Genomic DNA, 26,188 nt, shown 5'->3' on the forward strand with positions numbered 1-26,188 from the left:
CCCGCCGTCACCGCGCTCGTGCCTCGAACACCATGATCGGCTGCATACCGTCGAAAGGTGTGCGCTGCCAATCACCCCAGATGCCGGCGACAGCGAATCCCGCATCTGCGAGCTGAGCGGTCACGGTCTCGGCGTCGCGGAAGGTGAGCACGTCCTCCTGCACGACAGTGTCACCGGTTGATACGAACCTGTTGAATGAGCGAAGAAGAACTCGACCGCTCCCCTGTTCTTCGACCTGGCACCACTCCTCAAGGAGGCCGTGCATGGTCTCTCTGCGCGTCGCCGTCGGTTGGCGCCAGAGCTCCCACATGCGAACCGCCGGGTTACGGCTCTCGAATGCCAGCGTCGCGCCATGACGCGCGGCCCGTCGAATGTCGGCGAGCGCCCTCGACCAGTCGGGATCGGGAATGTGCTGCGCCACGTTCCCCGACATGACGACCAGGTCGAACGGCTCGTCCGGTGCGGCGGAGGCATCCCCGTGGATCCAACTCACCGCCTCGGCACCCTCTCGCCGTCGCGCGTATGCCAGCATCGCCGGCGAGGGATCGACACCCACGACCTCGCGACCCTCATCCACGAGCGTCACGGTGAGGATGCCCGTGCCACAGCCCACATCGAGAATGCGTCGGGCACCGATCTCATCTGCCAGACCGCGGAAGTGGTCGTGGTCGGGCCCGTCCGGGTTGTCGCCGTCGTAGAGGTCGACGATTCTCGGGTCGTAATCGCGCATGGACGCCCCTCTGTCTGGACAGCTCGGTCTTCTATCCGATCATGTACACGAACCCTCGACGGGTCGCCGCGCGATGCGACGCGCAAAGCTCTTTCGCCATCTTTCCTAGACTCGAGCTGTGGCAGAGTCAAACAGGGCGTATCACGGCGACGCTGGTCGGATCTTCGCCGCACGCGCCGGCGCCGACGGCTTGAATGCTCTGCATGAGCGACCCGCCGTCCTCACGCTGATCGGAGACGTGGACGGATTGGATGTCGCGGACCTCGGCTGCGGCGCCGGTCATCTCGCGGCGATCCTCAGCACGTCCGGGGCCCGCGTAACCGGAGTCGAGGGCAGCAGTGCGCTTGCTCAGATCGCAACGCACGCCGCGCCCGCTGCCGCGATCGTGCACCACGACCTCGACTTGCCCCTGACCTTCCTAGCCGACGACTCGCAGGACGGCGTGGTCTGCGCACTCGTCATCCACCACCTCGACGACCGTCAGCGCTTCCTCGGAGAGGTCCGCCGCATCTTGCGGCCGGGCGGGTGGCTCGTTCTCTCGACCACCCACCCCACCGCCGACTGGGGCTATTTCGGCGGCTCGTACTTCGACGAGCGCTGGGTCACGCGTGCCCTGGGCGAGGCGACGATGGAGTACCGCCACATGACCATGAGCACGGTGATCAACGAGATCATTGATGCCGGATTCACCGTGGAGCGGATGGTCGAGCCACAGCCCATCGAGGCGATGCGGGCCCTCGCACCGGAGCGTTATGAGCGCCTGCGCACCGACCCGATCTTCGTCGTAGTGCGCGCGCGAGCCGACAAGTGAGGCGGGTCACGCCCTCGGAGACTCTGCTTCGTCCGCGATGACACCGAGCCCCTCGCGGTACGTCGTCACGCGGAACGAAGGGAACCTCTGCGAGAACTTCGTCGCGTCGAAGACGTTGTCGTGTGCGTAGCGTGGCAGAGCTGCTCGTCGACGGGCGAAAGCTCACCGGCTTCGCCTGGCAAGAAGAGGTGCTCGCCCGCGTCGACAAGCTCGTGCCGTACAACGCCGAGGGGGAGATGAAGAGCCGGGGCGCCCTCTACGAGAAGGCGAAGATCCCGTTCGTCTCATATGCGGTGGCCGACGGGCGACTCATCACCGGCCAGAACCCCACTTCCGCCAAGGAGACAGCCCAGAAGGACGCGGCAGCACTGTAGACCCCACCGCCCCTGCCATGATGGAGCGATGCCCATCCGCTACCCCGCACCGCTGCGCCGCGGCGACACGATCGCTGTCACCTCGCCGTCGAGCGGTGTCACGGCTGCTGAGCAGGCGCGGCTGGAGTTCGCGCTGGCGGGCTTGCGCGACCGCGGATTCCGGGTCACCGTCGGCGCGTGCATGGACGGTTCCCGGCACGTGAGCGCGCCGGCGGCCGATCGCGCCAGGGAACTCACCGCCTTCCTCACCGACCCCACTGTGCGGGCCGTGATCCCGCCGTGGGGCGGAGACCTCGCGATCGATCTCCTTCCCCTGCTCGATTGGGACGCGATCAGCACCGCGGAACCGACCTGGTTCATCGGCTTCTCCGATATCTCCACGCTGCTCATCCCGCTGACGCTGCTGACCGGCGCTGCCACCGTGCACGGCAACAACCTCATGGACACTCCCTATCGAGCACCCAACGGACTGCTCGACTGGCTCGACATCACCGCGAGAGAAGCGGGGAGCACCATCCTCCAGGTTCCACCGGGCCGCTTCAGGAGCGAAGGATGGGATGACTACGTCGCCCAGCCTGATGTCTCGGAGATGACCTTGGACGCCGCCGGAGCATGGCAGCGCCTCGATGATGGCCGCGGCGCCATCGACGTCACGGGCCGCTTGATCGGTGGATGCCTCGACACGGTCTGCAACATCGCGGGCACCCCATACGCAGACCTGGGTGCCTTCGCCGACGAGTACGCTCCCGAGGGTCTCATCGTGTACATCGAGGTCGCCGACGAGGACGCACTCACGGCCTGCCGTCACCTGCACGGCATGCGTCTGGCCGGATTCTTCGATCGGGCCAATGCCGTGCTCGTAGGCAGGACGCGCGCGCCCGACGCGCCCACGATGAGCCAGCACGAGGCCATACTCAATGCACTCGGCGGTCTGGGCATCCCGATCATCGGCGACGTCGAGTGCGGGCATGTGCAGCCCTTCATGCCGATCGTGAACGGAGCACTCGGTCGCGTGCGTCACGGAGCCGGGCCCAGCTCGCTCGAGCAGATGCTCGTGTGATTTCGCGATCACGCAACCGCGCGCGGGAGACGGATCTCCCCGAGTCGCGCACCGAACCCCGCACACAGCACGTGTCCGTTCTGCACCGGCAACCACCAGCACGTCCATCGCTGAGGATTCCCGCCGTCCGACGGCGACTCTTCGCCGGCGCTCCATCTCTCGGGCACGACGTCGTCGACGAGCGCGAGATGAAAGAAGTGTCGCTCGTGACGCTCAGGCTTCGAAGGCCACATGTCATACCGCTCGACGCCGAGGTCACGGACGATCTGCGTTCGCAGGCCCGTCTCCTCGAACACCTCTCGCATGACCGCCAGCTCCGGTGTTTCGTCCGCCTCGATGCTCCCCGCCGGAACCTGCACGCCGGCGATCTCCAGAGGCACGTCGTCGTGAGTGAAGACGAGAAGACGTTCTTGATCAACGACATAAGCCACGACCTTGCGCACGAGTCGCTGCTCGGATCCCGCGAACGTCAGTCGGCCCATCGACTCAGCGTATCGGCCACGCCATATACAGCCATATACAGCCATATACAGGCGGAGGTGGATGCCGTGGAATCAGCGATGGCGTCGAGGTACCCGCCGCTGAGGACGCCCGACAGTAGGCTTGCCGAACAGTACCGATGGATACTCACGGACGCGAAGGAGAATCGGATGTCGTTTCAGGCCTACCTCGACACGATCGAGAAGAAGACCGGACTCACACCACGACAACTCATCGAGATCGCCCGTGAGAAGGGGCTCGATGCGCCCGGCGTGAAGGCAGGCGCGATCCTGTCATGGCTGAAGGACGACTACGACCTCGGCCGCGGGCACGGCATGGCACTGGTGCACGTCATCCAGAAAGGGCCGACGATCAACACCAAGCACGTCGGCTCCGATGGGGTCCACCGCGACGAGTCCGACACGCTCTGGCTGGACGGCATAGCGACCAAGCCTGTGCACTGAGCCACGGCATCCCCCGCTTGACGGCGAGCGGCTACGCGCCGGCCATCGGCAAGGGTTCGAACACGGGACGGGGATCTGACCGCAACCGCCCGTAGGTGTCGACATCGATGCGTCGCCCGTCGATGAGGAACTTCGCCCTCTCGGTGCCTTCCTTGACGAAGCCGGCGTGGCGAGCGACCGCGCCCGACGCGGGGTTGTTCACCCGGTGGCCGAGCTCGAGTCGTTCCAGGCCTCGCACGGTGAGCGCCCAATCTGCCACCGTCGCGGCGGCTCTGCTCGTCCAGCCGCGCCCGCGAGCGGCATCCGTCATCCAGTACCAGAACCAGCCGTTCCTGTTCTCATCGTCGACCGTCACGCAGACGAGTCCGACCAGCACATCGCCGTCGGCGACGGCCCACGGCTCGTGCGGCGAGTCGGGCGCAATGAGCCGTTCGACATACCGCTCGGCATCAGCCAGACTCGCCACATCGCCCTGGCGGACCATGTCGGCGTCGGACTCGAATGCGGCGAGCACAGCCGGAGCGTCCTCTGCGCACAGCCGTCGCAGCGACGGCGACGATCGGGTCGCCGCAGGCATGTCTGCGCTCCGCCGCCGGCGAGAGGGGCTCGGCCCATCTGCGACCTGCAGCATCCTCACGGCCACCGCTCGCACGCGTTCGCGCAACTCCTCCGGCCTCTCGATCACCACCTCGCAATCGAGAGCCGCGAGAACCGGTGGTATCCAGTCGAGACGCTCAGCATTGATCTCGACTCGATGCCACGGCAGGCCGTTTTCGCCCGTCGTGGAGCCGTCGCCGTCCAGCTTCTCGAGCCGCGCCACACTGCGCGGCAACTGCAAGCGGATGCGCTCCTCGGTCTCCCGTATCCGCAGTGCGACCTTCCATCGATACTGTGCGCGGGCGAAATGATCGAGCAGGCGGCTCTCGAGGTCGAGCCGGCGGGACGGTGTGAACGACGCGTGCGTGGCCCGAACCGTACGGATCCGGTCCACCCGGAACGTCCGTTCTTCCTGAGCGCCCGTATCGAACGCCACGAGATACCACCGACCCTCGTGCGCGATCAGACCAGAGGGGTGGACCGTTCTTGTGGAGGGGATGCCGCGGCCCTGGTACCGCATCTCCAGAACGCGACCGCGATCCACCGCGTCGGCCAGCGTCAGCATCACACCCGGGTCCGGAGCAGTCCCGGTGCGCACCGAAGTCGCTGTCATCACTCCGAGCAGGTCGTTGATCCTCCGTGCGTCGGCCACCGGAAGCGCTCGCGTGATCTTCGACAGCGCCGTCTGCGCGGCGACCTCCGGGCGGGTCGACTCCGCCTGTAGCTGCGCCAGCCCGAGATAGACCGCCACCACCTCCTCGTTGGTGAACATCAACGGGAGAACGCGCTCGCCCGGGGCCAGCCGGTACCCGCCGTAGCGCCCCCGCACGGTCTCGACAGGCACCCCCAGCTCGACGAGACGCGCGACATCCCTGCGAACAGTCCTCTCGTCCACGTCGAGGCGCCCGGCGAGGTCCGCGACAGTGAGCAACTGCGCAGACTGCAGCAGATCGAGCAGCTGCAGCGCGCGCGCCGTCGTGTCGGCCATTCTCCGATTCTAGATGCGATACCGGATAGCTTCGGCCCGGTATATGTCCTAGCGTCGGATCCATACCCAGAACCGTGGGTCACGCGAATTACTGAGGAGACACCATGCGCATGGCAGCCACCCGCATCATCACCGACGACGTCGACACGCTCGTCTCGTTCTACGAGAAGGTCACCGGCATCACCGCCGAGCGATTGCACCCGATGTTCGCCGAGATCCGCACCGCGTCGGGCACTCTCGCCATTGCCAGCTCGGCGACGGTCCCCTTGCTCGGCGAGGACGCGGCAGAAGCTCGCTCAAACCGCAGCATCATGCTGGACTTCCTCGTCGACGACGTCGATGCGACCTACGCGACTCTTCGCGACTCCGCCATGGTGTTCGTCAACACGCCGACAGACATGCCATGGGGGAATCGCTCACTTCTCATCCGCGATCCCGATGGCAATCTGATCAACTTCTTCACCCCGACCGCCGCGGACGCCCGGGACCGATTCGCGACAGCCGTTCCGCGTAGGAGCGCGCCCGCACCGGTGGAACGCGTGGGGTCGTGAAGGTGCGACCCCACGCGGGGAAAAGTCACACGGGCAGCCGAGGGGCCCCGAGCGCGCTGGTTTCAGGAGAAGAGCTGTCGCAGCGCGTCAAGGTCGCCGGCGTCGACCACCTTCTGGACCGCGTCGATGGTGTCTTGGTTCGTGAACATGCCCTTGAGCGTGTCATTCCAAATCGCCCGGACGGCGGTAACGTCGCCTGCGTCGACCGCCGCGCCCGCCGCGGTGATGGCGTTCTGGTAAGGGATCTGCTGGAACCCGGCCTCCGCATCCATCGGGTTGAAGAACGGCACCCAGGGAGTGTCGGGGTTCGGGCTGAGCCAGAGCACCTGGCCCGGCTGAATCATGCGTGTGTGGTTCATCGAGTCGAGGCTCGGGTACGCGCAGAGCCGTTCAGCAATGACGGCCTGGACGTCGCCGGGCGCAACAGTGTATGTCGAGGGGTTGCCGTCGTCGAAGGTCACCGTGCCCTGCGCGAACTCTCGTGCGCCGAGATCTCGGAGAGGTGCCTGTCGCGCCCAGCTCCAGTCATCGGCGTAGCTGACGACCTCAGACATGCCGTCGCAGGTTGCCGGCTCGGTCGGCTCCGGCGTCGGTGTCGCCTCGGTGACCGGGTTAGCGATAGCTGCGGAGGTGGGTGCCTCGGGCGACTTGCCGGCGGCGTCGGCGGCTGTGGTGGCGGTGCACCCGGCGAGCGCGAGAGCGGTCAGGGCGAGGCCGGCGAAGGTCGTACTGAACTTGGCTGTGGACACGACATTCATGTTTGCAGATGCGCGACCGGGAGCCGTCAACGCCGATCTGATGAACGAAGACACCAGGACCGCGATCTCCTCCAGTCGGGGTTTGGCCGAAGGGGTTCCGGAGCGGCGCTCCGTCGTGTCGAGCGCAGGTCAAGAGGTCACACTATGACATGGCGGTCATGCCGCCATCTGCGGTGACGATGGAGCCGTTCATGAAGCTGGAACTGTCCGAAGCCAGGTACAGCGCCAGCGCTGCGATATCTTCGGGCCGCCCCATTGGAAGGTCTGAAACCGTCTTCAGCATCTCCTGCACTACGGGCCAATCGGTGTATTCGTGCATGGTCTTCAGGATGTCGGTGTCCACCATGCCCGGACATATGGCGTTCACCCGTATGCCCGTGCCGTTGTACATATGGGCGGAGTTCTTTGTGAGGCCGACAACCGCCCATTTTGACGAGACGTAGGCCGCCCCGCCGACGCCGCCGACAAGCCCTGAGATGGATGAGATATTGATGATGTTGCCGCTACCCTTCTCTAAGAAGATGGGCACGGCACTGCGCATGGCGCGCAGAACGCCATGGATGTTGACGTCGTAGATCCGGTTCCATTGCTTCTCGCTGACCTGATGAGCAGGTTCGTAGTTGTCCACGACCCCCGCATTGTTCACCAAGATGTCCAGCGTTCCGAAGGCGTCCACGGCCGCAGCGATCATGGCCTCGACGTCGGCCAGCCTCGCCACGTCGGCCCTCATCCATTCGGCCACCCCGCCGGCCCGTACGATGCCTTCGCCCGTGGCTTCCAGCTCTGCTTCCAGGACGTCAGCCAGGAAGACCTTCGCGCCTTCTTCGGCGTAGAGCTCGGCAATAGCCTTGCCGATGCCTTTCGCGGCTCCTGTGACGAGTGCCACCTTTCCGTCCAGCTTCATAGCGATCTCTCCTCTCATCTGGTACCCGGGGGATCTACCCGGGTCTGCGACCCGCGACCCGGACGGCCCGATTCGCCGGCGCGAAGACGCCGGGCCGTGCGCTCCGCCACGCGGAAGGCATCCGTGACCACCTTGTCACGAGCGCGCATCTCGCACTCGCGGTACCAGCCGATGAAGTAGTCCACGCCGCCGTGGTCCCGCGCGCCGAAGCAGGTGACCTCACCGCCGCTCTTTTTCCCGGCTCCCCAGCGGCCACGGTTCGTACTTCACGTCGGCGAAGTCGGCGAAGTCGGCGACCTCTGCGCGGAGGCGTGCTACGACATCCGCGCCATCCTTGCGCCACCGTTCGCGTGCCGCGTCACTCTTCCAACCATCGAACGGATCGAAGTTTGCGTCCCACAACGCGTTCCACTCGGCGATATCTCGCGTCAGTTCGTCTGACAGCCGTACATATCCGGAGTCGTCGCGTATCCGGCATCCCAGGTTGGCGTGGAGTTCTCCCAGAGCGGCCAATCGCGACCGTAGTCGGGAAAGAGACGAATCTCTCGCCGAGTTGGGGAGGAGCCTTCCATGCGGAGCAGCCTACAAGGCGTCGTTTCCTCTCGCTTCGCTCGCTCAACGACCGGGGGTCAGGTCAGTTGTTGAACCGGGATTCCACCACGCTCCGACACCGATCAGCGTTTGGTGTGCACCGCCAACATGTCACTCTGGAGGGTCCACGACGGCAGCGTTCGCGAAGACCGCCACGAGATCGTCGCGACCCCAACCCACCGAACGCTAGGGCGACCCCGCCGACAAGCCGTCGACGTCGGATCGCTGTCGGCGCGTCAAGGTAACGTCACCGACATGGGTGAGGATCCGGACGATGTCGTCGCCTTCCGCGACCGCGACGAGTTGTGGGCCTGGCTGGAGACGAACCACAATCAACACCCGGGAGTATGGGTGCGAATGCAGAAGTCCCGCAGCCCACGCCCTTCCGTCAGCTTCCACGACCTGCTGGAGGCAGGAATCGCGTTCGGCTGGAGCGAGAGCAAGCGCCGAGCGTCAGACTCGACGTCCTATCTGCAGCGCTTCACGCCCCGCCGTACCCGCGGCACGGCCTCGGCGCGCAACGTGGCCATCGCCGAACGACTGGAGCGCGAGGGCCGGATGACACCTGCAGGCCGGGAGGCACTCAGACGTTGAACCGGAACTCCATCGCGTTTCGTCATCGATAGGCCAAGTTGTACGACGTGAGCCGGATGCCCGATGATCGAGCCGCCGAAGAAGCACGCGCGGATGTCCGGACGCTCTGCCGCGATCACGCGACCCGCAGCGGCGTGATCCCCGCGTAGGAAGCGGCTCCGGCATCGCGGGCAAGCTCCAACTCGTACTGCGACTGGAGGTTCAGCCAGAACTGCGGGTCGACGCCGAAGTATTGCCCGAGGCGCAGAGCAGTATCGGCAGTGATCGCTCGCTTTCCGTGCACGATCTCATTGATCCGCCTCGGAGGCACCCCGATGGCCACTGCGACTTTGTTCTGCGTGATCCCGAATCCATTGATGAAGTCCTCCATGAGGATTTCGCCAGGATGAATCGGCGGATACAGCTTCTCAGACATCATTCCTCCTCAGTGGTAGTCCTCGATCGTCACGTCTTCCGGTCCGGCTTCGGTCCATCGAAAACAGATCCGCCACTGGTCGTTGATGCGGATGCTGTGCTGACCGCGTCGATCACCCTTCAACGCTTCCAGGCGATTTCCCGGAGGCACCCGCAGAGCCTCCAGCGTGCCCGCAGCATCCAGCAGATGCAGCTTCCTGTTGGCAGCTTTATGGATTCGTGAATCAATGTGCTTCGCGTACTCACGCAACCAGACAAGCTCAGTGTCGCGGTCACCGAAGGATCTGATCACACGACCAGCATGACACATTTAACGTGTCGCGTCAATAACGTCACACGTTATCTGGCTCCATGAACAGCGCTACGTCTGCGCCCCGGAGGGCGTCCACGATCGAGTCAACCTCAGCGACTCCGATCTGGAAGTTGTTCCCGCGACCGAACGGCTGACGAAGATCCCCGGTCAACCAGTTTCGCCCCACTCCACGCTCTTCAAGCATCACGTGAGCACCGTCACGCACGATGTACGCGAACCGCTCTTCCGGTCGCTCATAAGCGATCTCGAATCCGCACAGCCCGCACCAGAAGTCGACGCTTGCGCCGATCTCGGAGACGAGAAGCTCGGGGACGAGAGAGGGCTCAAGATCACGAGGAGACACCGAACTATCGTGCCAGTACAGCCTTGTCTGAAGTGCGCCGCCTGTACGTTTCGTCTCGCTGCGCTCGCTCAACGACCGGGAGTCAGGTCAGTTGTTGAACCGGAACTCCACCACGTCGCCGTCCTGCATGACGTAGTCCTTGCCCTCCAGACGCGACTTGCCGTGGGCGCGCGCCTCGACGACCGAACCGAGCTCGACGAGGTCGTCGAACGAGATGACCTCGGCCTTGATGAAGCCCTTCTCGAAGTCGGTGTGGATGACGCCGGCCGCAGCAGGCGCCTTCCAGCCCTTGCCGATCGTCCACGCACGGGCCTCCTTCGGGCCTGCCGTCAGGTATGTCTGCAGCCCGAGCGTGTCGAATCCGATGCGTGCCAGCTGATCGAGACCTGACTCGTCCTGCCCGGTCGACGCCAGCAGCTCCGCGGCATCCTCCGGATCGAGGTCGATGAGCTCCGACTCGATCTTCGCGTCGAGGAAGACCGCCTGAGCGGGAGCCACCAGCGCCGCCAGTTCCGCCTTGCGCGCGGCATCCGTCAGCACCGCCTCGTCCACGTTGAACACGAAGATGAACGGCTTCGCCGTCAGCAGTCCCAACTCCCTGATCGGCGCGAGGTCGACGCCCGACGCCGACAGCAGCACGCCGCGATCGAGGGCGTCCTTCGCCGCGATCGCAGCCTCGAGCACCGATTTGTCGATCTTGCGACCCTTGACTTCTTTCTCGTACCGCGTGATCGCCTTCTCGAGCGTCTGCAGGTCGGCCAGCATGAGCTCGGCGCCGATCGTCTCGAGATCGTTCTTCGGGTTGACCTCGCCCTCGACGTGCACGACATCGTCGTCGGCGAACCCGCGCACGACCTGCGCGATGGCGTCGGCCTCGCGGATGTTCGCCAAGAACTGGTTGCCCAGCCCCTCGCCCTCGCTCGCTCCACGCACGATGCCGGCGATGTCGACGAACGACACGGTCGCCGGCACGATCCGCTCGCTGTGGAAGACCTCGGCGAGCCGGTCGAGCCGCTCGTCGGGCAGGTTCACCACCCCGATGTTGGGCTCGATCGTCGCGAACGGATAGTTCGCCGCGAGCACCTGGTTGCGGGTCAGGGCGTTGAACAGGGTGGACTTGCCGACGTTGGGCAGTCCGACGATTCCGATGGTGAGGGCCACGGGAGTCCAGTCTACGGGGGTGGATGCCGCGGCCCGTCAGCCCACGATGGCCAGGAGTCCTCGGAGGTCGGTGATCGCGTGGTCCGGATCAGACATCTTCTCCGCGCCCGTGCGATTGATCCACACGGCGGTCAGGCCGGCTGAGGAGGCCCCGGCGACATCAGCCGACTGGTTGTCACCGACGTGCACGGTCGCTGCGGCATCGACCCCGAGCCGATCGAGTGCGGTCCGAAAGATGCCGGCATCCGGCTTCTCCATACCCACCTCGCCCGACACGATCACGGCTTCGAACCCGTCGAGCCCCACTCTCTCGAGCTTCGCGCGCTGCACAGCACTCGGGCCGTTGGTGATGATCGCCGTCAGGATGCCGCGGGACCGCAGCGCCGTGAGAACCTCGGCTGCTTCCGGGTACAGCTCGTGCGCAGAGCTCTCGAGCTGCACGTGCAGGCGCACCGCGGCTTCGGTCGCCGTCGGATCATCCACTCCAACGGTCGCCAGCGCACGCCGCCAGACCTCGCGCGGAACCGCATCAGCGGGCAGGTCGCCACGCAGCCATGCGGAACCGGCCTCGGGCCAGTAGTCGTTCCAGGCGCGCTGGTTCGCCGCCGCGAGGACGTCGGCGTCGATGCCGCACCGTTCGCCGAGCTCGTATGCGACAGCACGCACGACCCGATCTGCGTTGTCGTCGCGGAGCAGCGTTCCGTCCAGGTCGAAACAGACGGCGGTGATCGCGCCGCTCACGGCCGCAGCGCCCGGAACACCGTGGTCACATAGGGCAGCTCGACGACCGTGTCGCCGACGGCATCGATGCGGTCGAACACCGCGCCCAGCTCGCGGTCGATGCGCGCGCGCTCGGCGTCGTCGGCGGTGATGACGTAGCTGCGCGAGTGCGCCATGTCGAACAACGCGGCGCGGGTCATCGGACGCACCCAGTGCCACGACTGCGACTCGAGAGCGCCGAACGGCTCGGCTACTGTCGGGCCACCTTCGGCGAGTATCACCTCCGCATTGCTGCCGTGCATGATGCGGGTCATCGCCGCGACCCACTCGACGGCCTCATCACGGATGTTCCAGACCAGCCCGAGCACGCCGCCCGGGCGCAACACCCGGCCCACCTCCGCCGAGGCGGCAGCCGGATCGACCCAGTGCCACGCCTGGCCGAACACCACCGCATCGAGCGCCCCGTCGGGAAGCGGCAGCGACTCCCCTGTTCCCGCGAACGTCGGCACACCGGGCACCGCCGCGCGCAGCGCGTCGAGCATCGCCGGATCGGGCTCGACCGCGACGACCTCGGCGTCGGCCTCTACCAGCGCACGCGTCAGCTTTCCGGTACCGGCTCCCACATCGGCCACGCGCACACGGCGCCCGTCCGTGCGCACCGGCTGCAGCATCCACTCCGCCGCTTCCGCCGGGTACTCGGGGCGTCCCGCTTCATACGCATCGGTGGCGGCACCGAACGACCGCGACATCTCTTCACGTGTGGCCATGACCTCACCCTACGGCGCGCCTCGCCGCGGTGGCGTGTCTCGCAGGTGAAAGTGGATCCGTGCCCATGGACTTCACTGCTATCGATTTCGAGACGGCGAATTCCAGCAGCGCCTCTGCGTGTGCGGTGGGACTCGTGCGCGTCCGCGACGGCGAGGTCGTCGCGCAGACGGGCTGGCTCATCCGCCCGCCGGCCGGGCATGACCGGTTCTTCGACGTGAACATCAGCATCCACGGCATCCGTCCCGAAGACGTGCAGTACGCCAAGACGTGGAGCGAGCAGCTCGACGAGCTCACCGCGTTTGCCGGCGCCGACGTGCTCGTCGCGCACAATGCGGGCTTCGACATGGGTGTGCTGCGGCGTGCGTGCGAGGCCAGCGGCGATGTGTGCCCGCCATATCGGTACCTCTGCAGCCTGCAGCTGGCCCGCCGCGCCTACCAGCTGCCCTCGTACCGCTTGCCGCTGGCGGCCGCCGCGGCGGGTTTCACCGGCTTCGCCCATCACGAGGCGACGGCCGATGCGCTCGCGTGCGCCCATATAGCGATGGATGCCGCGGCCCGCGCCGGCGCCGGCTCGGTCGACGCGCTCGCCGACGCGCACGGGCTGAGGGTCAAGACGATCGACGTCGCGGCGCCGGTTGCGGAGCCCGTCTTCGCCGCCTGACCGTCGTCTCGGCCAGGGACGCCCCTTCTCTGCGCACGCGCTCTCGATACGCTCACGCCCTCGCCCCGGGCGAGGAGATCTGTCGGAGCGAGGGCCGAATCCGCCCAATCGCTCCTCGCGTCGGCATTTCCCCTCGCCCCAGGCGAGGGCCACGACCAGGCAATCGCCCAGCGCCGACCCGCGGCCCAGAACGGCCGGTGTCGGAGGCTCCGTCCATCATGGACGCATGGACGCATTCTGGGTCGCACTGATCGCCACCGTCTGCCTCGCCATCGGGCTGGTGGCGGGCTGGGCGCTGCACGCCCTGCGCGGCGCCGACGAGCGCGCACGGCTGCTCGCGCGCGCGGCGGCCGCCGAGACCGAGACGGCATCGCTGCGTGACCGGGTCGCTCGGCAAGACGAGTTGCACCGCGGTTTCGCCGAGCAGTCCCGCGCCGACCAGGCCGCGCGCGAAGAACGCGAGCGCCGCGAGCAGTCGGTGCTGCGCGCACTCGAGCCCGTACGCGAGACCCTGCAAGAGATGCAGCGCAAGGTCGACGTGCTCGAGCACGACCGCCACACACAGTACGGAACGCTCGCTGAACAACTGCGGCGGGCGGCCGCGAGTGAGGAGGCGTTACGCGCGACGACCGAGTCTCTCGCGGGAGCCCTGCGCTCCGGGGCGACCCGCGGGGTGTGGGGCGAGACCCAGTTGCGGCGCGTGGTCGAGGCCGCAGGCCTCCTTCGCTTCGTCGACTTCGACGTGCAGACGAGCATCACCTCCGATGCCGGCGCAGGGCGTCCCGACATGGTCATCCACCTGCCCGGCGACAAGGCGCTGGCACTCGACGCGAAGGTTCCGCTCGACGCCTACCTCGAGGCCAGCGCGATCCCGGTCACGGCCCAGGGCGATGACGCGGCACGCCGCACGACGCTGATGGGCAAGCATGTGAAGGCCGTCCGCGCCCACATCGACGCGCTGGCGCGGAAGACGTACTGGGCCGGCATGTCGTCGAGCCCCGAGTTCGTCATCTGCTTCTTGCCCAGCGAGTCGCTGCTGTCGACAGCTCTCGACGAAGACCCCACACTTCTCGACTACGCATTCGGCAAGCGTGTCGCGCTGGCCTCTCCGGTCAACCTCTGGGCGGTGCTCAAGACCGTGGCCTACACCTGGACGCAACAGGATGTGTCGCAAGAAGCGCGCAAGCTGTTCGATCTCGGCAACGAGTTGTATGGGCGGCTCGGCTCGCTCGCCGGGCACGCCGACGACCTGCGCCGAGCGATCGAGCGCACCGTCGACAGCTACAACCGGTTCGCGGGCTCACTCGAAACACGGGTGCTGGTCAGCGCGCGGCGCTTTCCGGGCATCGACCAGACGAAGCTCGACGCCCTGGGTGAGGCCCCCGCCATCGAGAAGAGCACGAAGCGGCTGACGGCGCCCGAGTTCACGGAGACTCCCACGCTCGTCTCCGCCGACCTCGGCGAACTGCGCGAGAGGATCGACACTGCTGACGAAGAGGTCAACGCGCGCGACGAATGAGCACCCGCGAGGTCAGGTGACCACGCCAGAAGACGACCGGTCCGAGCAGAATCAGCCGCCCGGGATGAAGCGGAACAGCAGGATCGCGACGCCCGACACGACGACGAACGCGCCGATCATCCACCACGAACTGACGAGCTCGCCGTCGGCCTTCCGCTTGCGGAACAGCACGTCGGGTCGGCGTGCCGGATCGATCTCGATCTTCTGATGCCCGCCGGTGCGCGACATGGCGTCGGCGACGACCGCCTGCGCACCGGTGCGCGGCGCCGGTTCCGGCTTCTCGCCCGCCATGAGCTGGCCCCTCTCGTCGCCGTCCTGAGCGTCTGCGGGCAACCCGCAGACCGCGTCAATTCTCGCACGACAGCCGGCCGATGCCGCGCAACGGCGCGGAATCGGCCGTCAGAGCCACTTCGAGACGACGTGCTCCGAAGAGATGCGGCGAAGGGTTCCCGACGCACCGCGCAGCACCACGCTCTCGGTGTAGACGTAGTCGGCGTCACGGCGCACGCCGGCGACCAGCCCGCCGTCGGTGACACCGGTTGCGACGAAGAGCGTGTTGTTGCCCTCGACGAGGTCGTCGGCCTCGTACACGTGGCCGTCGAACTGCAGACCGGCGTCGACGCCGCGCTGCTTCTCGTCGTCATCACGCGGCCACAGGCGCCCCTGGATGTGTCCGCCGAGTGCCTTGATCGCACATGCGGTGACGATCCCCTCGGGGCTCCCGCCGATGCCGACGCACATGTCGGTACGCGCGTTGTGACGGGCCGCGTTGATACCACCCGCGACGTCGCCGTCGCTCATCAGCCGTGTGCCGGCGCCCGCAGCGCGGATCTCGTCGATGAGCTTCTCGTGACGCGGACGGTGCAGCACGGAGACCACCATCTCATCCACCGGCTTGCCGAGCGCCTTGGCCAGACGACGGATGTTCTCACTGATCGGCAGACGGATGTCGACGACACCGACGCCGGCAGGGCCGGTCACGAGCTTGTCCATGTAGAAGACGGTCGAAGCATCGAGCATCGTCCCGTGGTCAGAGACGGCGATCACCGACAGTGCGTTGTTGCGGCCGGCTGCGGTCAGGGACGTGCCGTCGATGGGGTCCACCGCGATGTCGCACTGCGGACCCGAACCGTTCCCGACCCTCTCGCCGTTGAAGAGCATCGGCGCGTGATCCTTTTCGCCCTCGCCGATCACAATCGTGCCGTCGACGCTGACGGTCCCCAGGAATGCCCGCATAGCGTCGACGGCCGCACCGTCGGCGCCTTCCTTGTCGCCACGCCCGATGAACGGCACGGCACGGATCGCCGCCGCCTCGGTGGCCCGCACGAGCTCGAGCGCGATGTTGCGGTCCGGGCGCAGCACGGGCTCCGCCGTATCGACGAGGTCGGGATCGTTCTTGTCGGTCGTGAGACTCACCATGCCCTCACCATAGCCACGTGAGCCGCAGAAATGCGCTCGATTCACGGCGGATCGTCACGAAGATTCAGTGATTCTTTCGCGGGGGTAAGGCCACGGCATCCCTGTCTCCCGGCACTGCACTGATCGCGACAGGCCGGCTTCGCTAGAGTGAGGAGTCGATCCACCTCACGACCAAGGAGCGCACGCCATGCCCGTCGCCACCCCCGACCAGTACGCAGAAATGCTCGACCGCGCGAAAGCCGGCGGCTTCGCGTACCCGGCCATCAACGTCTCCAGCTCGCAGACCATCAACTCCGTCCTGCAGGGCTTGACCGAGGCCGGCTCCGACGGCATCATCCAGGTGACCACGGGCGGTGCCGACTACTTCGCCGGTCAGAGCGTCAAGGCCCGCGCCACCGGTGCCATCGCCTTCGCGAAGTTCGCGACCGAGGCTGCCAAGAACTACCCCATCACGGTGGCTCTGCACACCGACCACTGCCCCAAGCCCGCGCTCGACGACTTCGTCCTGCCGCTGCTGGCCGCATCCGAAGAAGAGGTCAAAGCCGGGCGCAACCCGATCTTCCAGTCGCACATGTGGGATGGCTCGGCGGTCCCCCTCGATGAGAACGTCGAGATCGCCAAGGAACTCCTCCCCCGCCTCAAGAACATCAACGCGATCCTCGAGGTCGAGATCGGGGTCGTCGGCGGCGAAGAAGACGGCGTCAAGCACGAGGGCACAAACGACGCCCTCTACACGACCACCGGCGACGTCGCCAAGGCCGTCGAGGCTCTCGGTCTCGGCGACAACGGCCGATGGATCGCCGCGCTGACCTTCGGCAACGTGCACGGCGTGTACAAGCCGGGCAATGTCAAGCTGCGCCCGGAGCTCCTCGGTGAGATCCAGACCGGCATCGCCGAGCGCTTCGGCACGGGCGCCAAGCCGCTCGACCTCGTCTTCCACGGCGGCTCGGGCTCGAGCGACGAGGAGATCGCGACAGCCGTCGCAAACGGCGTGATCAAGATGAACATCGACACCGACACGCAGTACGCGTTCACGCGTTCGATCGCCGGTTACATGTTCCAGAACTACGACGGCGTCCTCAAGGTGGACGGCGAGGTCGGCAACAAGAAGCTGTACGACCCGCGCGCGTGGGGCAAGGTCGCCGAGTCGGCGATGGCCGCCCGCGTCGTCGAGGCCACCAAGCAGCTGGGCTCGTACGGTCAGAGCACCTCCTGAGACCCGCTCGATCAGAAGAAGGGGGATGCCGCGGCCGCGGCATCCCCCTTCTTCATCGTCCGATGTCGGTGATGCGGTCACCGGCGGGTGTCAGCAGCCACCAGACTCCGCCGATCCCCTGCCCCTTGATCGTCTTGGGCACGGTGTCGCCGTCGAAGTAGTAGAGAGGCCACCCGTTCAGCGTCAGCTGGTAGCCGCCGCCGGGGGCCGGGATCTCGCCGATCTTGGCGTCGATACCGGTACCTTGCGGATCGGTCGAGTCGGTCGTCACCGCCGGCCACGACGCCAGGCACGCAGCGTCGCACGAGCTCTTGCCCGAGCCCTGTTCGTCTTCGGAGTAGAGGTAGACGGCCCGCCCATCGGCATCCGCGACGGTCTCGCCCACCGAGGTCTTCACCGTCGTGAGAACCGTCTTCGGCCCGGTATCGGCCGCACAGCCGCTCAGCGCGCCGGCGGCGATCGCCGCGATGAAGGCCAGCAGGGACACTCGACGGGAGAAGCGCATCCTCCCAGTCTGCTCCCCGCTCACGAGAGTTCGGTGATGTAGCGCAGGAGCGCCGGATCGGTGAACATGGGCACGGCTGCACACACCGACACGAAGATGTAGGTGACTGCGGCGCCGACGAGCGGGATCCACCACGAGACTTTTGCGCGCCGCATGGCGTGAACGGCCCACCACGCGGTGGCAGAGAACCCCACGACCAGGACGATCGCCGCAGCGATTCCCCACGCGTGTGCCGACGCACCGTTCGCGAAGGACGCGCCGATACCGGCCGCCCGGTATGCGTTCTCGATGATCGTCGCGAGGTCGAGCAAGGAGAAGAACGATACGACGACGCTGACCGCCCCATAAGCCAGCAGCCCGATCGTGATGACGCGGTTCGCCATCTCGCCGGGTGCGGGGCGCGCCGGCGACGCCGGCATCGTGCCCCAGATCGGAGGTGCGGGCGGCGCCGGCGTCGACGGAGCCTGCGCTGGCAGATCCTCCGGGTGCGGCACCTGGATGCGTGCGCGCTGCTCTGCGGCGCTCGCGTATTCGCCGTACTGCGGCCGCGGCCGCTCGCCATTGCTCGTGTCACTCATGGCGCCCTCCCCGTCCGTGCGCGGGGTCGGGACGCAGTTCTTTGGGCAGGGCGAACGTGAGATCCTCCTGTGCGGTGTGGACTTCTTCGACGTCGGCATAGCCCGCATCCGCGAGTTCAGCGAGTACCTCGCTCACGAGCACCTCGGGAACGGAGGCCCCGCTGGTGACGCCGACCGTCACGGCGCCCTCGAGCCAGTCCTGCGCTATCTCGTCGCCATGATCGACGCGATACGCGGCGCGCGCGCCGTACTCGCGGGCCACCTCGACGAGCCGCACGCTGTTCGACGAGTTCGCCGAGCCGACGACGATCACCACGTCGGCCTGCGACGCGACCTTCTTGATCGCGGTCTGACGGTTCTGTGTGGCGTAGCAGATGTCGTCGGTCGGCGGATCGGCCAGCTGCGGAAACCGCGCTCGCAGCCGACGCACGGTCTCCATCGTCTCGTCCACCGACAGCGTCGTCTGCGATAGCCACACGACGCGCGTCGGATCGCGCACCTCGATGGTGTCGGCATCGTCGGGCGAATTGACGACCGTCACGTGGCCGGGCGCCTCGCCCGCCGTGCCCTCGACCTCTTCGTGGCCATGGTGGCCGATCAGCAGGATCTCGCGATCGTCGCGTGCGAACCGCACGGCCTCGCGATGCACCTTGGTGACCAACGGGCAGGTGGCGTCGATGGTCTGCAGCCCGCGCTCGTCGGCCGCGCCGCGCACCGCCGGTGAAACGCCATGCGCGCTGAACACCAGGCGGGCCCCTGGCGGAACTTCGTCGACGTCCTCGACGAAGATCGCGCCGCGCTCTTCGAGCTCGCGGACGACGTGGATGTTGTGCACGATCTGCTTGCGGACGTACACGGGCGCACCGTACTGCTCCAGCGCCCGCTCCACGACGGCCACGGCCCGGTCCACTCCGGCGCAGAATCCGCGCGGGGCGGCCAGCAGGACCCGCTTGTGTCCGTCCACCGGGATATCCTGGAGCCGCGCGGCGCGCCGCCCCTCACGCGTGGGAACGCGCGGCACGGGCAGGTGGACTGCGGGGGTGCTCACCCCTCGATTGTACGGTCGCGCCGCTGAGAGCCGCCCGTCGACGGAAGGACCACATGACCACGTTCGTCCCGGATTCGTCAGCGGATGCCACAGACCGGCCGGTCCCGGCGGATTCGGTGCATCCCCGCGAGTCATCGAGCGAGGGGCCGACCTCGGTATCCCGCCTCAACGAGACGATCCACGGCTTCGTGCAGAAGTGGGGTTCGGTGTGGGTCGAGGGCGAGATCACCTCGTGGAACGTGCGCGGCGGTTCGGTGTACGGGCGCCTGAAGGACCTCGCCGGCGACGCCGTCCTCTCCTTTCGCCTGTGGTCGAGCGTACGGGCGCGATTCACCGACGATCTCGCGGTCGGCGACCGGGTGGTCACCTGCGTCAAGCCCGACTACTACGCGAGAGGCGGCGACTTCAGCTTCGTCGTCTCGCAGATGCGGCACGCGGGACTGGGCGCCCAGCTCGAGCGCCTCGAGCGGCTGCGCGCACAGCTGCGCAGCGAGGGCCTGTTCGACCCGGCCCGCAAGAAGCGTCTCCCCTTCCTGCCTCACTGCATCGGACTGATCACCGGTGAACGCAGCGACGCCGAACGCGACGTGCACCGCAACGCCGAGCTGCGGTGGCCGCAGGTGCACTTCCGTACCGTGCACGCGGCTGTGCAGGGCGACAGGTGCGTGCCCGACGTCCTCGCTGCTGTGGCGCGCCTCGACGCCGACCCCGAGGTCGACGTGATCATCATCGCCCGCGGCGGCGGCGATCCGCAGACGCTGCTGGGTTTCAGCGACGAGCGCCTCGTGCGGGCGGTGGCTGCGGCATCCACCCCCGTCGTCAGCGCCATCGGGCACGAGAACGACCATCCGCTCCTCGACGACGTCGCCGACCTGCGTGCCTCGACGCCGACGGATGCCGCCAAGCGCGTGGTCCCGGACGTCGGCGAGCAGCGCGCCCTGGTCGCCCAGCTGCGCTCGCGGTTGACCTCGCGACTGACCGCCCGCCTGGGCCACGACATCGCCCACCTCGAGCAGCTGCGCAGCCGACCCGTCCTGCGCGCCCCCGAATCGTTGCTGATCGGCCGCACCCATGACCTGATGCTCCTGGCCGCCCGCGGGCGCGACGTGGTCGATCGCCGGGTGGACGTGCAGTCCCGCCGCATCGCTGAGTTGCGTGCCACCCTGCGCGCTCTCTCACCCGCCTCGACTCTGGCGCGCGGCTACGCCATCGCACATCTGGCGGACGGGACGATCGTGCGGGATGCCGCGCAGGCGCCCTTGGGCGCACGGATGACAGTGAACCTCGACCGTGGTTCGATCGCCGCCGTCTCGGAGGGCGAGGTGCCCGAGTCTGGCACGTCCGAAGCCGGAACTAAGCTATAGAGCATGACGGATTCCACTCCCGCCACGCCCTCCGACGTCGCCGAGCTCACTTTTGAGCAGGCCCGCGATGAGCTCGTGCGGGTGGTGACCGAACTCGAGCAGGGTGCCCCCACACTCGAGCACTCATTGGCGCTGTGGGAGCGTGGCGAGGCCCTGGCAGGCCGCTGCGAGGAGTGGCTCCTGGGTGCCAAGCGGCGACTCGACGACGCGCGCGAGCGCACCGAGGCCGACGGCTGATGGCCGATTCACACCGCATCGTCGCGGAGCTCGGCCGCCCGGAGACCCCCGACGAGACGGCGGCCCGCAAGGCCGAGTCATCGCGCGTCTACCGGTCGAGCCAGACCGTGCGCAACCTCGTCGCGGCGCTCATCGTGGTTCTCGCGGTGGTCGTGCTGATCGTGCTGATCGTGCCGCGCGGTGATGTTCGCGAACCGGCCGCCATCGATGTGGCATCGGTCGCGAGCGACGCGGCGTCGTCGTACGGCCGCACCGTCATCGTTCCCGACGTTCCCGGCTCGTGGCGAGCGAACTCCGCCCGGGTCGCCGGCGACGCGACGCCGACCTGGACCATCGTGTACGCGACGGGTGAAGATGCCGGCTTCCTCCGCATCGCCCAGGGCTTCGACGCCGACACCGCGTGGGACGCCCGGCTTCTCAATGGCGCCGCCGCCGACGGCAGTGTGACCATCGACGGCATCGACTGGACCCGCTACCGAATCAACGACCCGGCCGCCGCCGGCAACATCAGCTACGCCATCGGGACGGATGCCGGCACCGACCGCGTCCTCGTATACGGCGCCACGGACGCGAAGACCGCGGCCGTCGCCGCATCGGGGCTCACAGACCAGATCGAAGCGATGCGAGAGGACACGAAATGACCACGACACGCGTGCGGCTGACACCGCAGCAGGCCTGGGACCGACTGGCGGAGGGGAACGCGCGGTTCGAGCAGGGCACGGTTCTGCACCCGCGGCAGACCCCCGACCGCCGTCGTGAACTCACCGACGGCCAGCACCCGCACGCCGTCGTGTTCGGCTGCTCCGACTCACGCCCCGCCGCCGAGATCGTGTTCGATGAAGGCCTCGGCGACATGTTCGTGGTGCGCAACGCCGGCCAGGTCGTCTCGCCCTCGATGGTGGGCAGCATCGAGTTCGCCGTGGCGATCCTCGATGTGCCGATCCTCGTGGTCCTCGGGCACGAGGCGTGCGGCGCCGTGCGCGCGGCCATCGACAGCACCCGCCCTGACGCTCCCGAGCTGCCCGCCAAGATCTGGCGGCTCATCGCCCCGATCGTGCCCACTGTCCACCGGGTGGCACGCACGGGCGACACCGAGCCGTCGGCGGCCGACGCAGACGCCGTCGGCGTCGAGCACATCCAGGAGACCGTCGACGAGCTGCTGCAGGCGTCGACGATCGTCGCCGACGCCGTCGCCGACGGACGCCTCGGCATCGTGGGTGCGATCTATCGTCTCGGTGAGGGCACGGTCGTGCCCCACGTCGTCAAGGGCGCCGTCTCGATCCCGGGGCTGTGACCTCGTCCGCACATCGCATTCAGGAGGAACGAAGAAGTGACTGAGACCGAATACCGCATCGAGCACGACACCATGGGCGAGGTGCGGGTGCCCGCCACCGCTCTCTACAGCGCCCAGACCCAGCGTGCCGTGGAGAACTTCCCGATCTCGGGCAAAGGGCTCGAGTCGACGCAGATCGCCGCGCTGGCCCGCATCAAGAAGGCCGCCGCCCTGGCAAACACGTCGCTCGGCGTGCTCGATGGCGCCGTCGCCGATGCGATCGCCGCCGCCGCCGACGAGGTCATCACCGGCAAGTTCGACGATCAGTTCCCCGTCGACACGTACCAGACCGGGTCGGGCACGAGCTCCAACATGAACATGAACGAGGTGCTGGCGACCCTCGCGACCCGCAAGCTCGGTTCGCCGGTGCATCCCAACGACCACGTGAACGCCTCACAGTCCTCGAACGACGTGTTCCCGACGTCGGTGCACATCGCCGTCACGCAGGCGCTCATCGACGATCTCATCCCGGCACTCGACCATCTCGCCGTCGCATTCGAGGCGAAGGCGGAGGCATGGAAGGACGTCGTCAAGTCGGGGCGCACGCACCTCATGGACGCGACTCCGGTCACCCTCGGGCAGGAGTTCGGCGGCTACGCGCGGCAGATGCGCCTGGGCATCGAGCGCGTCCGCGCCGCACTCCCCCGCGTCGGCGAAGTGCCCCTGGGCGGCACCGCGGTGGGCACCGGTATCAACACGCCACTGGGCTTCCCGCAGAAGGTGATCGAGTTGCTCGCGGCCGAGACGGAGCTGCCCATCAGCGAAGCGAAGGACCACTTCGAGGCGCAGGCGAACCGCGATGGTCTGGTCGAGGCGTCGGGCGCGCTGCGCACGATCGCCGTCTCGCTCACGAAGATCAACAACGATCTCCGGTGGATGGGTTCGGGCCCGAACACGGGTCTCGGCGAGATCCACATCCCCGACCTGCAGCCGGGCTCATCGATCATGCCCGGCAAGGTCAACCCGGTGATCCCCGAGGCCACGCTCATGGTGTGCGCGCGAGTCATCGGCAACGACGCCACCGTCGCCTGGGCGGGCGCCTCGGGCGCGTTCGAGTTGAACGTCGCGATTCCGGTGATGGGCACGGCGCTGCTGGAGTCGATCCGTCTGCTCTCGAACGCCATGCGCACGCTGGCCGACAAGGCCGTCGACGGGCTCGAGGCCAACGTCGAGCGCGCTGCGGCTTATGCCGGCATGTCTCCGTCGATCGTCACGCCGCTGAACAAGATTATCGGCTACGAGGCTGCGGCCAAGATCGCGAAGCACGCCATCGCCAAGGGCATCACGGTCCGCGAGGCCGTGATCGACCTCGGTTACGTCGAGCGCGGTGAGATCACCGAGGCGCAGCTCGACGAGAAGCTCGACGTGCTGTCGATGACCCACGCGGGCTGACCCGCCGAATGCGGCAGATGGGCCGGCGGGGGCGATAATGGCACCGTGCACCGCTCGCGCCGACCCATCTCCGCGCGCACCCGGATTCTGGGGGCGATCGTCGCCGTCGCGTGCGTGGGGCTGGCGATCGTCGGCAGCGTGACCTTCATCGTTCAGCGCCACCGCGTGATCGATGGCGTCGATCTGCGCCTGACGTCGCAGGTGGAGGCGCTGCGCACCGTGGCGTCCGAGAACGTCCCCGCCACACCTGCCCCGACCCCCGACCCGTCAGCCACCACCGCGACCGAGGTTCTCGACGTCGGCGACTACACCTCCGTCGCCGACTACCTGCACGACGTCGTCGCACGCCTCGTTCCCGCACAGAACGAAGCATCGGTCGCGCTGATCGACGGGCGCGCGCGCTATCAGCCGCGTACCCTCAGCGGCTTCGACATCTCCGGCGACACCGTTCTCATCGACCGGGCGCTCGCCGAGACGGCGAAGAGCAAGGGCAAGGCCGTGCGCGGGACGGTCGTCACGCCCCAGGGCTCACTCCGATACATAGCGATCCCGGTGACCATGGTCGGAGACCCTGCCACGGGCGTCTACATCCGCGCCGTCGATCTCGGTGCGGAACTCGCTCCCGTGACGGCATCCATCATCACCTACGGCATCGCCGCGATCGCCGTGCTGGTGGCGATCGGCGGTGTCGGCTGGTTCGTCGCCGGACGTCTCCTCTCCCCCATCCAGCACCTGCGCGACACCGCCGATGCGATCACCATCTCCGACCTGGGCACCCGCATCCCGACGCAGGGCAACGACGACATCTCCGACATGACCCGCACCGTCAACTCCATGCTCGACAGACTCGAGGGCTCGGTCGACGTACAGCGCCAGCTGCTGGACGACGTGCGCCACGAGCTGAAGACGCCCATCACGGTCGTGCGGGGCCATCTGGAGCTGATGGATGCCACAGATCCCTCCGACGTCGACAACACACGCGCGCTGGGCATCGCCGAGCTCGATCGTATGACGCGTCTCGTCGAGGACATCGACATGCTCGCGAGTGTGGAGGGCGGGGAGTCGCTCGCGGTGCATGAGGTCGACGTGGCGCAGCTGACGCGCCGCTTCGGCGAGCTCATCGAGGTGATCCCCGGACATACCTGGCAGCTCGATGCCATCGCCGATGCACGGGTGTACGGCGACCCGGACCGCCTGTTGCAGGCCTGGCTGCAGCTGGCCGACAACGCGTCGAAGTACACGCCCGCCGGCGCACCGGTGGAGGTCGGCAGCACCGCATCGGCCAGCGAGGTGCGCTTGTGGGTGCGCGACCACGGCCCCGGCATCCCGCCGGCAGCTCGGCACCGCATCTTCCGCCGGTTCGATCGCGGTGGAGGAAGGCGCACCGTGGGCGGGTCCGGCCTCGGCTTGGCGATCGTCGATGCCATCATGAAGGCACACGCCGGGGCGTGTGACATCGCCGACACCCCCGGCGGCGGCGCCACCTTCGTTCTGCGCATTCCGGTGCGCACTCCCGAACCGCAGCTGCCGCAACCGGTACGCGCGGGCGATGTGGTGTTGCAGAGAGAGGCAGCAGAATGACACGGATCCTCATCGCGGAGGACGAGCCGCAGATAGCTTCGTTCATCCGCCGCGGGCTCGAGTCCGCGGGGTATGAGACGGAGCTCGCGGAGGAGGGCGACCGCGCCCTCGAGATCGCGCTCTCCGGTGAGGTCGACCTGGTCCTGCTGGACATCGGCCTGCCCCAGATGGACGGTTTCGAGGTCCTGCGCTCGCTGCGGGCAGACGGCTCAACGCTTCCGGTCATCATGCTGACGGCGCGCACCAGCACACGCGACACCGTGGACGGCCTCGAATCGGGCGCGAACGACTACATTCCCAAGCCCTTCGCCTTCGAAGAGCTCTTGGCCCGCGTCCGCTCACGGCTGCGCGAGTCGTCGCCCCGCCGCGGCTTCATCCTCCGTCAGGACGATGTCGAACTCGATCTCCTGGCCCGTCGTGCGACGGTCGGCGGACACGACGTGGAACTGTCGGCGCGGGAGTTCACCCTGGCCGAGCAGTTCCTCCGACATCCCGGAGAGGTCCTCAGCAGAGAGTGGCTGCTCCGTGAGGTATGGGGGCTGAACTTCGACCCCGGCTCGAACGTGGTCGACGTCTACGTCCGGTATCTGCGCAGCAAGGTGGGTCACGACCACATCGTCACCGTCCGCGGCGCCGGGTACCGCTGGGGCTAGACATGCAGAAACCCCCGGCGCTGGGGACGCCGGGGGTGGGGGTGGCGGGCATGTGGGGAGT

At 67.4% G+C, this 26,188-nt stretch carries 33 protein-coding genes; 16 read left to right on the plus strand and 17 right to left on the minus strand.

Annotated elements, in window-relative coordinates:
* Positions 1–7: 7 nt before the first annotated feature.
* The gene (locus PU630_RS09815) at positions 8–730 is read right to left on the minus strand and encodes a class I SAM-dependent methyltransferase (protein ID WP_275276894.1); all 723 of its coding nucleotides are present in this window, start codon (positions 728–730) and stop codon (positions 8–10) included.
* 118 nt (positions 731–848) lie between these two features.
* Here PU630_RS09815 and PU630_RS09820 point away from each other — a divergent pair, with 118 nt between their 5' ends.
* From PU630_RS09820 to PU630_RS09830, 3 genes are all read left to right on the plus strand, one after another.
* Positions 849–1,541 carry a class I SAM-dependent methyltransferase gene (locus PU630_RS09820; RefSeq protein ID WP_275276895.1) on the plus strand — a complete coding sequence of 231 codons (693 nt, stop codon included), beginning with the start codon at positions 849–851 and terminating at the stop codon, positions 1,539–1,541.
* Between the two features lie 131 nt (positions 1,542–1,672).
* Positions 1,673–1,915: a type 1 glutamine amidotransferase family protein gene (locus PU630_RS09825; RefSeq protein ID WP_275276896.1), complete on the plus strand. Its 243-nt coding sequence runs from the start codon at positions 1,673–1,675 to the stop codon at positions 1,913–1,915.
* Positions 1,916–1,943: 28 nt separating this feature from the next.
* Positions 1,944–2,975 (plus strand): S66 family peptidase, encoded by a 1,032-nt coding sequence (locus PU630_RS09830; RefSeq protein ID WP_275276897.1) that lies wholly within the window; start codon positions 1,944–1,946, stop codon positions 2,973–2,975.
* Between the two features lie 8 nt (positions 2,976–2,983).
* On the opposite strand, the gene PU630_RS09835 is transcribed toward PU630_RS09830, so the two are convergent.
* The gene (locus PU630_RS09835; RefSeq protein WP_343075839.1) at positions 2,984–3,502 is read right to left on the minus strand and encodes an NUDIX hydrolase; all 519 of its coding nucleotides are present in this window, start codon (positions 3,500–3,502) and stop codon (positions 2,984–2,986) included.
* A gap of 123 nt (positions 3,503–3,625) precedes the next feature.
* On the opposite strand from PU630_RS09835, the gene PU630_RS09840 reads away from it, so the two are divergent.
* Positions 3,626–3,919: a DUF4287 domain-containing protein gene (locus PU630_RS09840; protein ID WP_275276899.1), complete on the plus strand. Its 294-nt coding sequence runs from the start codon at positions 3,626–3,628 to the stop codon at positions 3,917–3,919.
* Between the two features lie 31 nt (positions 3,920–3,950).
* Here PU630_RS09840 and PU630_RS09845 read toward each other — a convergent pair whose 3' ends face one another.
* Positions 3,951–5,504 carry a GNAT family N-acetyltransferase gene (locus tag PU630_RS09845; RefSeq protein ID WP_275276900.1) on the minus strand — a complete coding sequence of 518 codons (1,554 nt, stop codon included), beginning with the start codon at positions 5,502–5,504 and terminating at the stop codon, positions 3,951–3,953.
* Positions 5,505–5,608: 104 nt separating this feature from the next.
* Between PU630_RS09845 and PU630_RS09850 the strand changes: the two genes are divergently transcribed.
* Positions 5,609–6,055, plus strand: coding sequence for a VOC family protein (locus tag PU630_RS09850; protein ID WP_275276901.1), 447 nt, complete (start codon positions 5,609–5,611; stop codon positions 6,053–6,055).
* Positions 6,056–6,117: 62 nt separating this feature from the next.
* Here the strand turns inward: PU630_RS09850 and PU630_RS09855 are convergent, their stop codons facing one another.
* From PU630_RS09855 to PU630_RS09865, 3 genes are all read right to left on the minus strand, one after another.
* On the minus strand, positions 6,118–6,804 hold the full coding sequence (locus PU630_RS09855) for a hypothetical protein (RefSeq protein ID WP_275276902.1): 687 nt from the start codon (positions 6,802–6,804) through the stop codon (positions 6,118–6,120).
* A 151-nt stretch (positions 6,805–6,955) separates the two neighbouring features.
* The gene (locus PU630_RS09860; protein WP_275276903.1) at positions 6,956–7,717 is read right to left on the minus strand and encodes an SDR family NAD(P)-dependent oxidoreductase; all 762 of its coding nucleotides are present in this window, start codon (positions 7,715–7,717) and stop codon (positions 6,956–6,958) included.
* 219 nt (positions 7,718–7,936) lie between these two features.
* On the minus strand, positions 7,937–8,230 hold the full coding sequence (locus PU630_RS09865) for a hypothetical protein (RefSeq protein ID WP_275276904.1): 294 nt from the start codon (positions 8,228–8,230) through the stop codon (positions 7,937–7,939).
* Between the two features lie 333 nt (positions 8,231–8,563).
* Here PU630_RS09865 and PU630_RS09870 point away from each other — a divergent pair, with 333 nt between their 5' ends.
* A complete protein-coding gene (locus tag PU630_RS09870) occupies positions 8,564–8,902 on the plus strand; it encodes a YdeI/OmpD-associated family protein (protein WP_275276905.1) in 339 nt (112 codons plus the stop codon).
* Positions 8,903–9,017: 115 nt separating this feature from the next.
* On the opposite strand, the gene PU630_RS09875 is transcribed toward PU630_RS09870, so the two are convergent.
* The 6 genes from PU630_RS09875 to PU630_RS09900 all read right to left on the minus strand — a co-directional run bounded on the left by PU630_RS09875 (position 9,018) and on the right by PU630_RS09900 (position 12,620).
* The gene (locus PU630_RS09875; protein ID WP_275276906.1) at positions 9,018–9,317 is read right to left on the minus strand and encodes a HigA family addiction module antitoxin; all 300 of its coding nucleotides are present in this window, start codon (positions 9,315–9,317) and stop codon (positions 9,018–9,020) included.
* Positions 9,318–9,326: 9 nt separating this feature from the next.
* Positions 9,327–9,608: a type II toxin-antitoxin system RelE/ParE family toxin gene (locus PU630_RS09880; protein WP_275276907.1), complete on the minus strand. Its 282-nt coding sequence runs from the start codon at positions 9,606–9,608 to the stop codon at positions 9,327–9,329.
* Between the two features lie 40 nt (positions 9,609–9,648).
* Positions 9,649–9,972 carry a VOC family protein gene (locus PU630_RS09885; protein WP_275276908.1) on the minus strand — a complete coding sequence of 108 codons (324 nt, stop codon included), beginning with the start codon at positions 9,970–9,972 and terminating at the stop codon, positions 9,649–9,651.
* Positions 9,973–10,059: 87 nt separating this feature from the next.
* Positions 10,060–11,133 carry a redox-regulated ATPase YchF gene (gene ychF, locus PU630_RS09890; RefSeq protein ID WP_275276909.1) on the minus strand — a complete coding sequence of 358 codons (1,074 nt, stop codon included), beginning with the start codon at positions 11,131–11,133 and terminating at the stop codon, positions 10,060–10,062.
* A gap of 36 nt (positions 11,134–11,169) precedes the next feature.
* The gene (locus PU630_RS09895; protein ID WP_275276910.1) at positions 11,170–11,874 is read right to left on the minus strand and encodes an HAD family hydrolase; all 705 of its coding nucleotides are present in this window, start codon (positions 11,872–11,874) and stop codon (positions 11,170–11,172) included.
* Positions 11,871–12,620 (minus strand): class I SAM-dependent methyltransferase, encoded by a 750-nt coding sequence (locus tag PU630_RS09900; RefSeq protein WP_275276911.1) that lies wholly within the window; start codon positions 12,618–12,620, stop codon positions 11,871–11,873. Before PU630_RS09900 ends, PU630_RS09895 begins: the two co-directional genes overlap by 4 nt.
* A 59-nt stretch (positions 12,621–12,679) precedes the next feature.
* Here PU630_RS09900 and PU630_RS09905 point away from each other — a divergent pair, with 59 nt between their 5' ends.
* Together PU630_RS09905 and PU630_RS09910 are read left to right on the plus strand one after the other, a co-directional pair.
* A complete protein-coding gene (locus PU630_RS09905) occupies positions 12,680–13,282 on the plus strand; it encodes an exonuclease domain-containing protein (RefSeq protein WP_275276912.1) in 603 nt (200 codons plus the stop codon).
* A 226-nt stretch (positions 13,283–13,508) separates the two neighbouring features.
* Entirely contained in the window at positions 13,509–14,801 is a 1,293-nt protein-coding gene (locus PU630_RS09910; RefSeq protein ID WP_275276913.1) for a DNA recombination protein RmuC, read from the plus strand.
* A 51-nt stretch (positions 14,802–14,852) separates the two neighbouring features.
* On the opposite strand, the gene PU630_RS09915 is transcribed toward PU630_RS09910, so the two are convergent.
* Together PU630_RS09915 and glpX are read right to left on the minus strand one after the other, a co-directional pair.
* Positions 14,853–15,134, minus strand: coding sequence for a UDP-N-acetylmuramyl pentapeptide phosphotransferase (locus tag PU630_RS09915; protein WP_275276914.1), 282 nt, complete (start codon positions 15,132–15,134; stop codon positions 14,853–14,855).
* Between the two features lie 66 nt (positions 15,135–15,200).
* Entirely contained in the window at positions 15,201–16,220 is a 1,020-nt protein-coding gene (gene glpX / locus PU630_RS09920) for a class II fructose-bisphosphatase (RefSeq protein WP_275276915.1), read from the minus strand.
* Between the two features lie 187 nt (positions 16,221–16,407).
* Between glpX and fbaA the strand changes: the two genes are divergently transcribed.
* Entirely contained in the window at positions 16,408–17,436 is a 1,029-nt protein-coding gene (fbaA, locus tag PU630_RS09925; RefSeq protein ID WP_275276916.1) for a class II fructose-bisphosphate aldolase, read from the plus strand.
* Between the two features lie 52 nt (positions 17,437–17,488).
* Here fbaA and PU630_RS09930 read toward each other — a convergent pair whose 3' ends face one another.
* From PU630_RS09930 to PU630_RS09940, 3 genes are read right to left on the minus strand one after another with little or no spacing between them, the layout of a single operon-like run.
* The gene (locus tag PU630_RS09930; protein WP_275276917.1) at positions 17,489–17,941 is read right to left on the minus strand and encodes a COG4315 family predicted lipoprotein; all 453 of its coding nucleotides are present in this window, start codon (positions 17,939–17,941) and stop codon (positions 17,489–17,491) included.
* A gap of 20 nt (positions 17,942–17,961) precedes the next feature.
* Positions 17,962–18,519: a DUF6264 family protein gene (locus tag PU630_RS09935; RefSeq protein ID WP_275276918.1), complete on the minus strand. Its 558-nt coding sequence runs from the start codon at positions 18,517–18,519 to the stop codon at positions 17,962–17,964.
* Complete coding sequence (locus PU630_RS09940) at positions 18,512–19,540, minus strand: 4-hydroxy-3-methylbut-2-enyl diphosphate reductase (RefSeq protein ID WP_428982004.1); 1,029 nt, start codon at positions 19,538–19,540, stop codon at positions 18,512–18,514. Before PU630_RS09940 ends, PU630_RS09935 begins: the two co-directional genes overlap by 8 nt.
* A gap of 80 nt (positions 19,541–19,620) precedes the next feature.
* Here PU630_RS09940 and xseA point away from each other — a divergent pair, with 80 nt between their 5' ends.
* From xseA to PU630_RS09975, 7 genes are read left to right on the plus strand one after another with little or no spacing between them, the layout of a single operon-like run.
* Positions 19,621–20,931 carry an exodeoxyribonuclease VII large subunit gene (gene xseA, locus PU630_RS09945; protein ID WP_275276920.1) on the plus strand — a complete coding sequence of 437 codons (1,311 nt, stop codon included), beginning with the start codon at positions 19,621–19,623 and terminating at the stop codon, positions 20,929–20,931.
* A 3-nt stretch (positions 20,932–20,934) separates the two neighbouring features.
* Positions 20,935–21,168, plus strand: coding sequence for an exodeoxyribonuclease VII small subunit (locus PU630_RS09950; protein WP_275276921.1), 234 nt, complete (start codon positions 20,935–20,937; stop codon positions 21,166–21,168).
* Positions 21,168–21,809, plus strand: a complete 642-nt coding sequence (locus PU630_RS09955) for a DUF4245 family protein (RefSeq protein ID WP_275276922.1) — start codon at positions 21,168–21,170, stop codon at positions 21,807–21,809. Before PU630_RS09950 ends, PU630_RS09955 begins: the two co-directional genes overlap by 1 nt.
* On the plus strand, positions 21,806–22,462 hold the full coding sequence (locus tag PU630_RS09960) for a carbonic anhydrase (protein WP_275276923.1): 657 nt from the start codon (positions 21,806–21,808) through the stop codon (positions 22,460–22,462). The genes PU630_RS09955 and PU630_RS09960 overlap by 4 nt, the downstream gene beginning before the upstream one ends.
* Before the next feature lie 36 nt (positions 22,463–22,498).
* The gene (locus PU630_RS09965; protein WP_275276924.1) at positions 22,499–23,893 is read left to right on the plus strand and encodes a class II fumarate hydratase; all 1,395 of its coding nucleotides are present in this window, start codon (positions 22,499–22,501) and stop codon (positions 23,891–23,893) included.
* A gap of 45 nt (positions 23,894–23,938) precedes the next feature.
* Entirely contained in the window at positions 23,939–25,474 is a 1,536-nt protein-coding gene (locus tag PU630_RS09970; RefSeq protein ID WP_275276925.1) for a sensor histidine kinase, read from the plus strand.
* Positions 25,471–26,127 (plus strand): response regulator transcription factor, encoded by a 657-nt coding sequence (locus tag PU630_RS09975; protein ID WP_275276926.1) that lies wholly within the window; start codon positions 25,471–25,473, stop codon positions 26,125–26,127. The genes PU630_RS09970 and PU630_RS09975 overlap by 4 nt, the downstream gene beginning before the upstream one ends.
* Positions 26,128–26,188 lie beyond the last annotated feature (61 nt).

Origin of the sequence: Microbacterium horticulturae (genome assembly GCF_029094505.1) — a bacterium.
GTDB lineage: Bacteria > Actinomycetota > Actinomycetes > Actinomycetales > Microbacteriaceae > Microbacterium > Microbacterium horticulturae.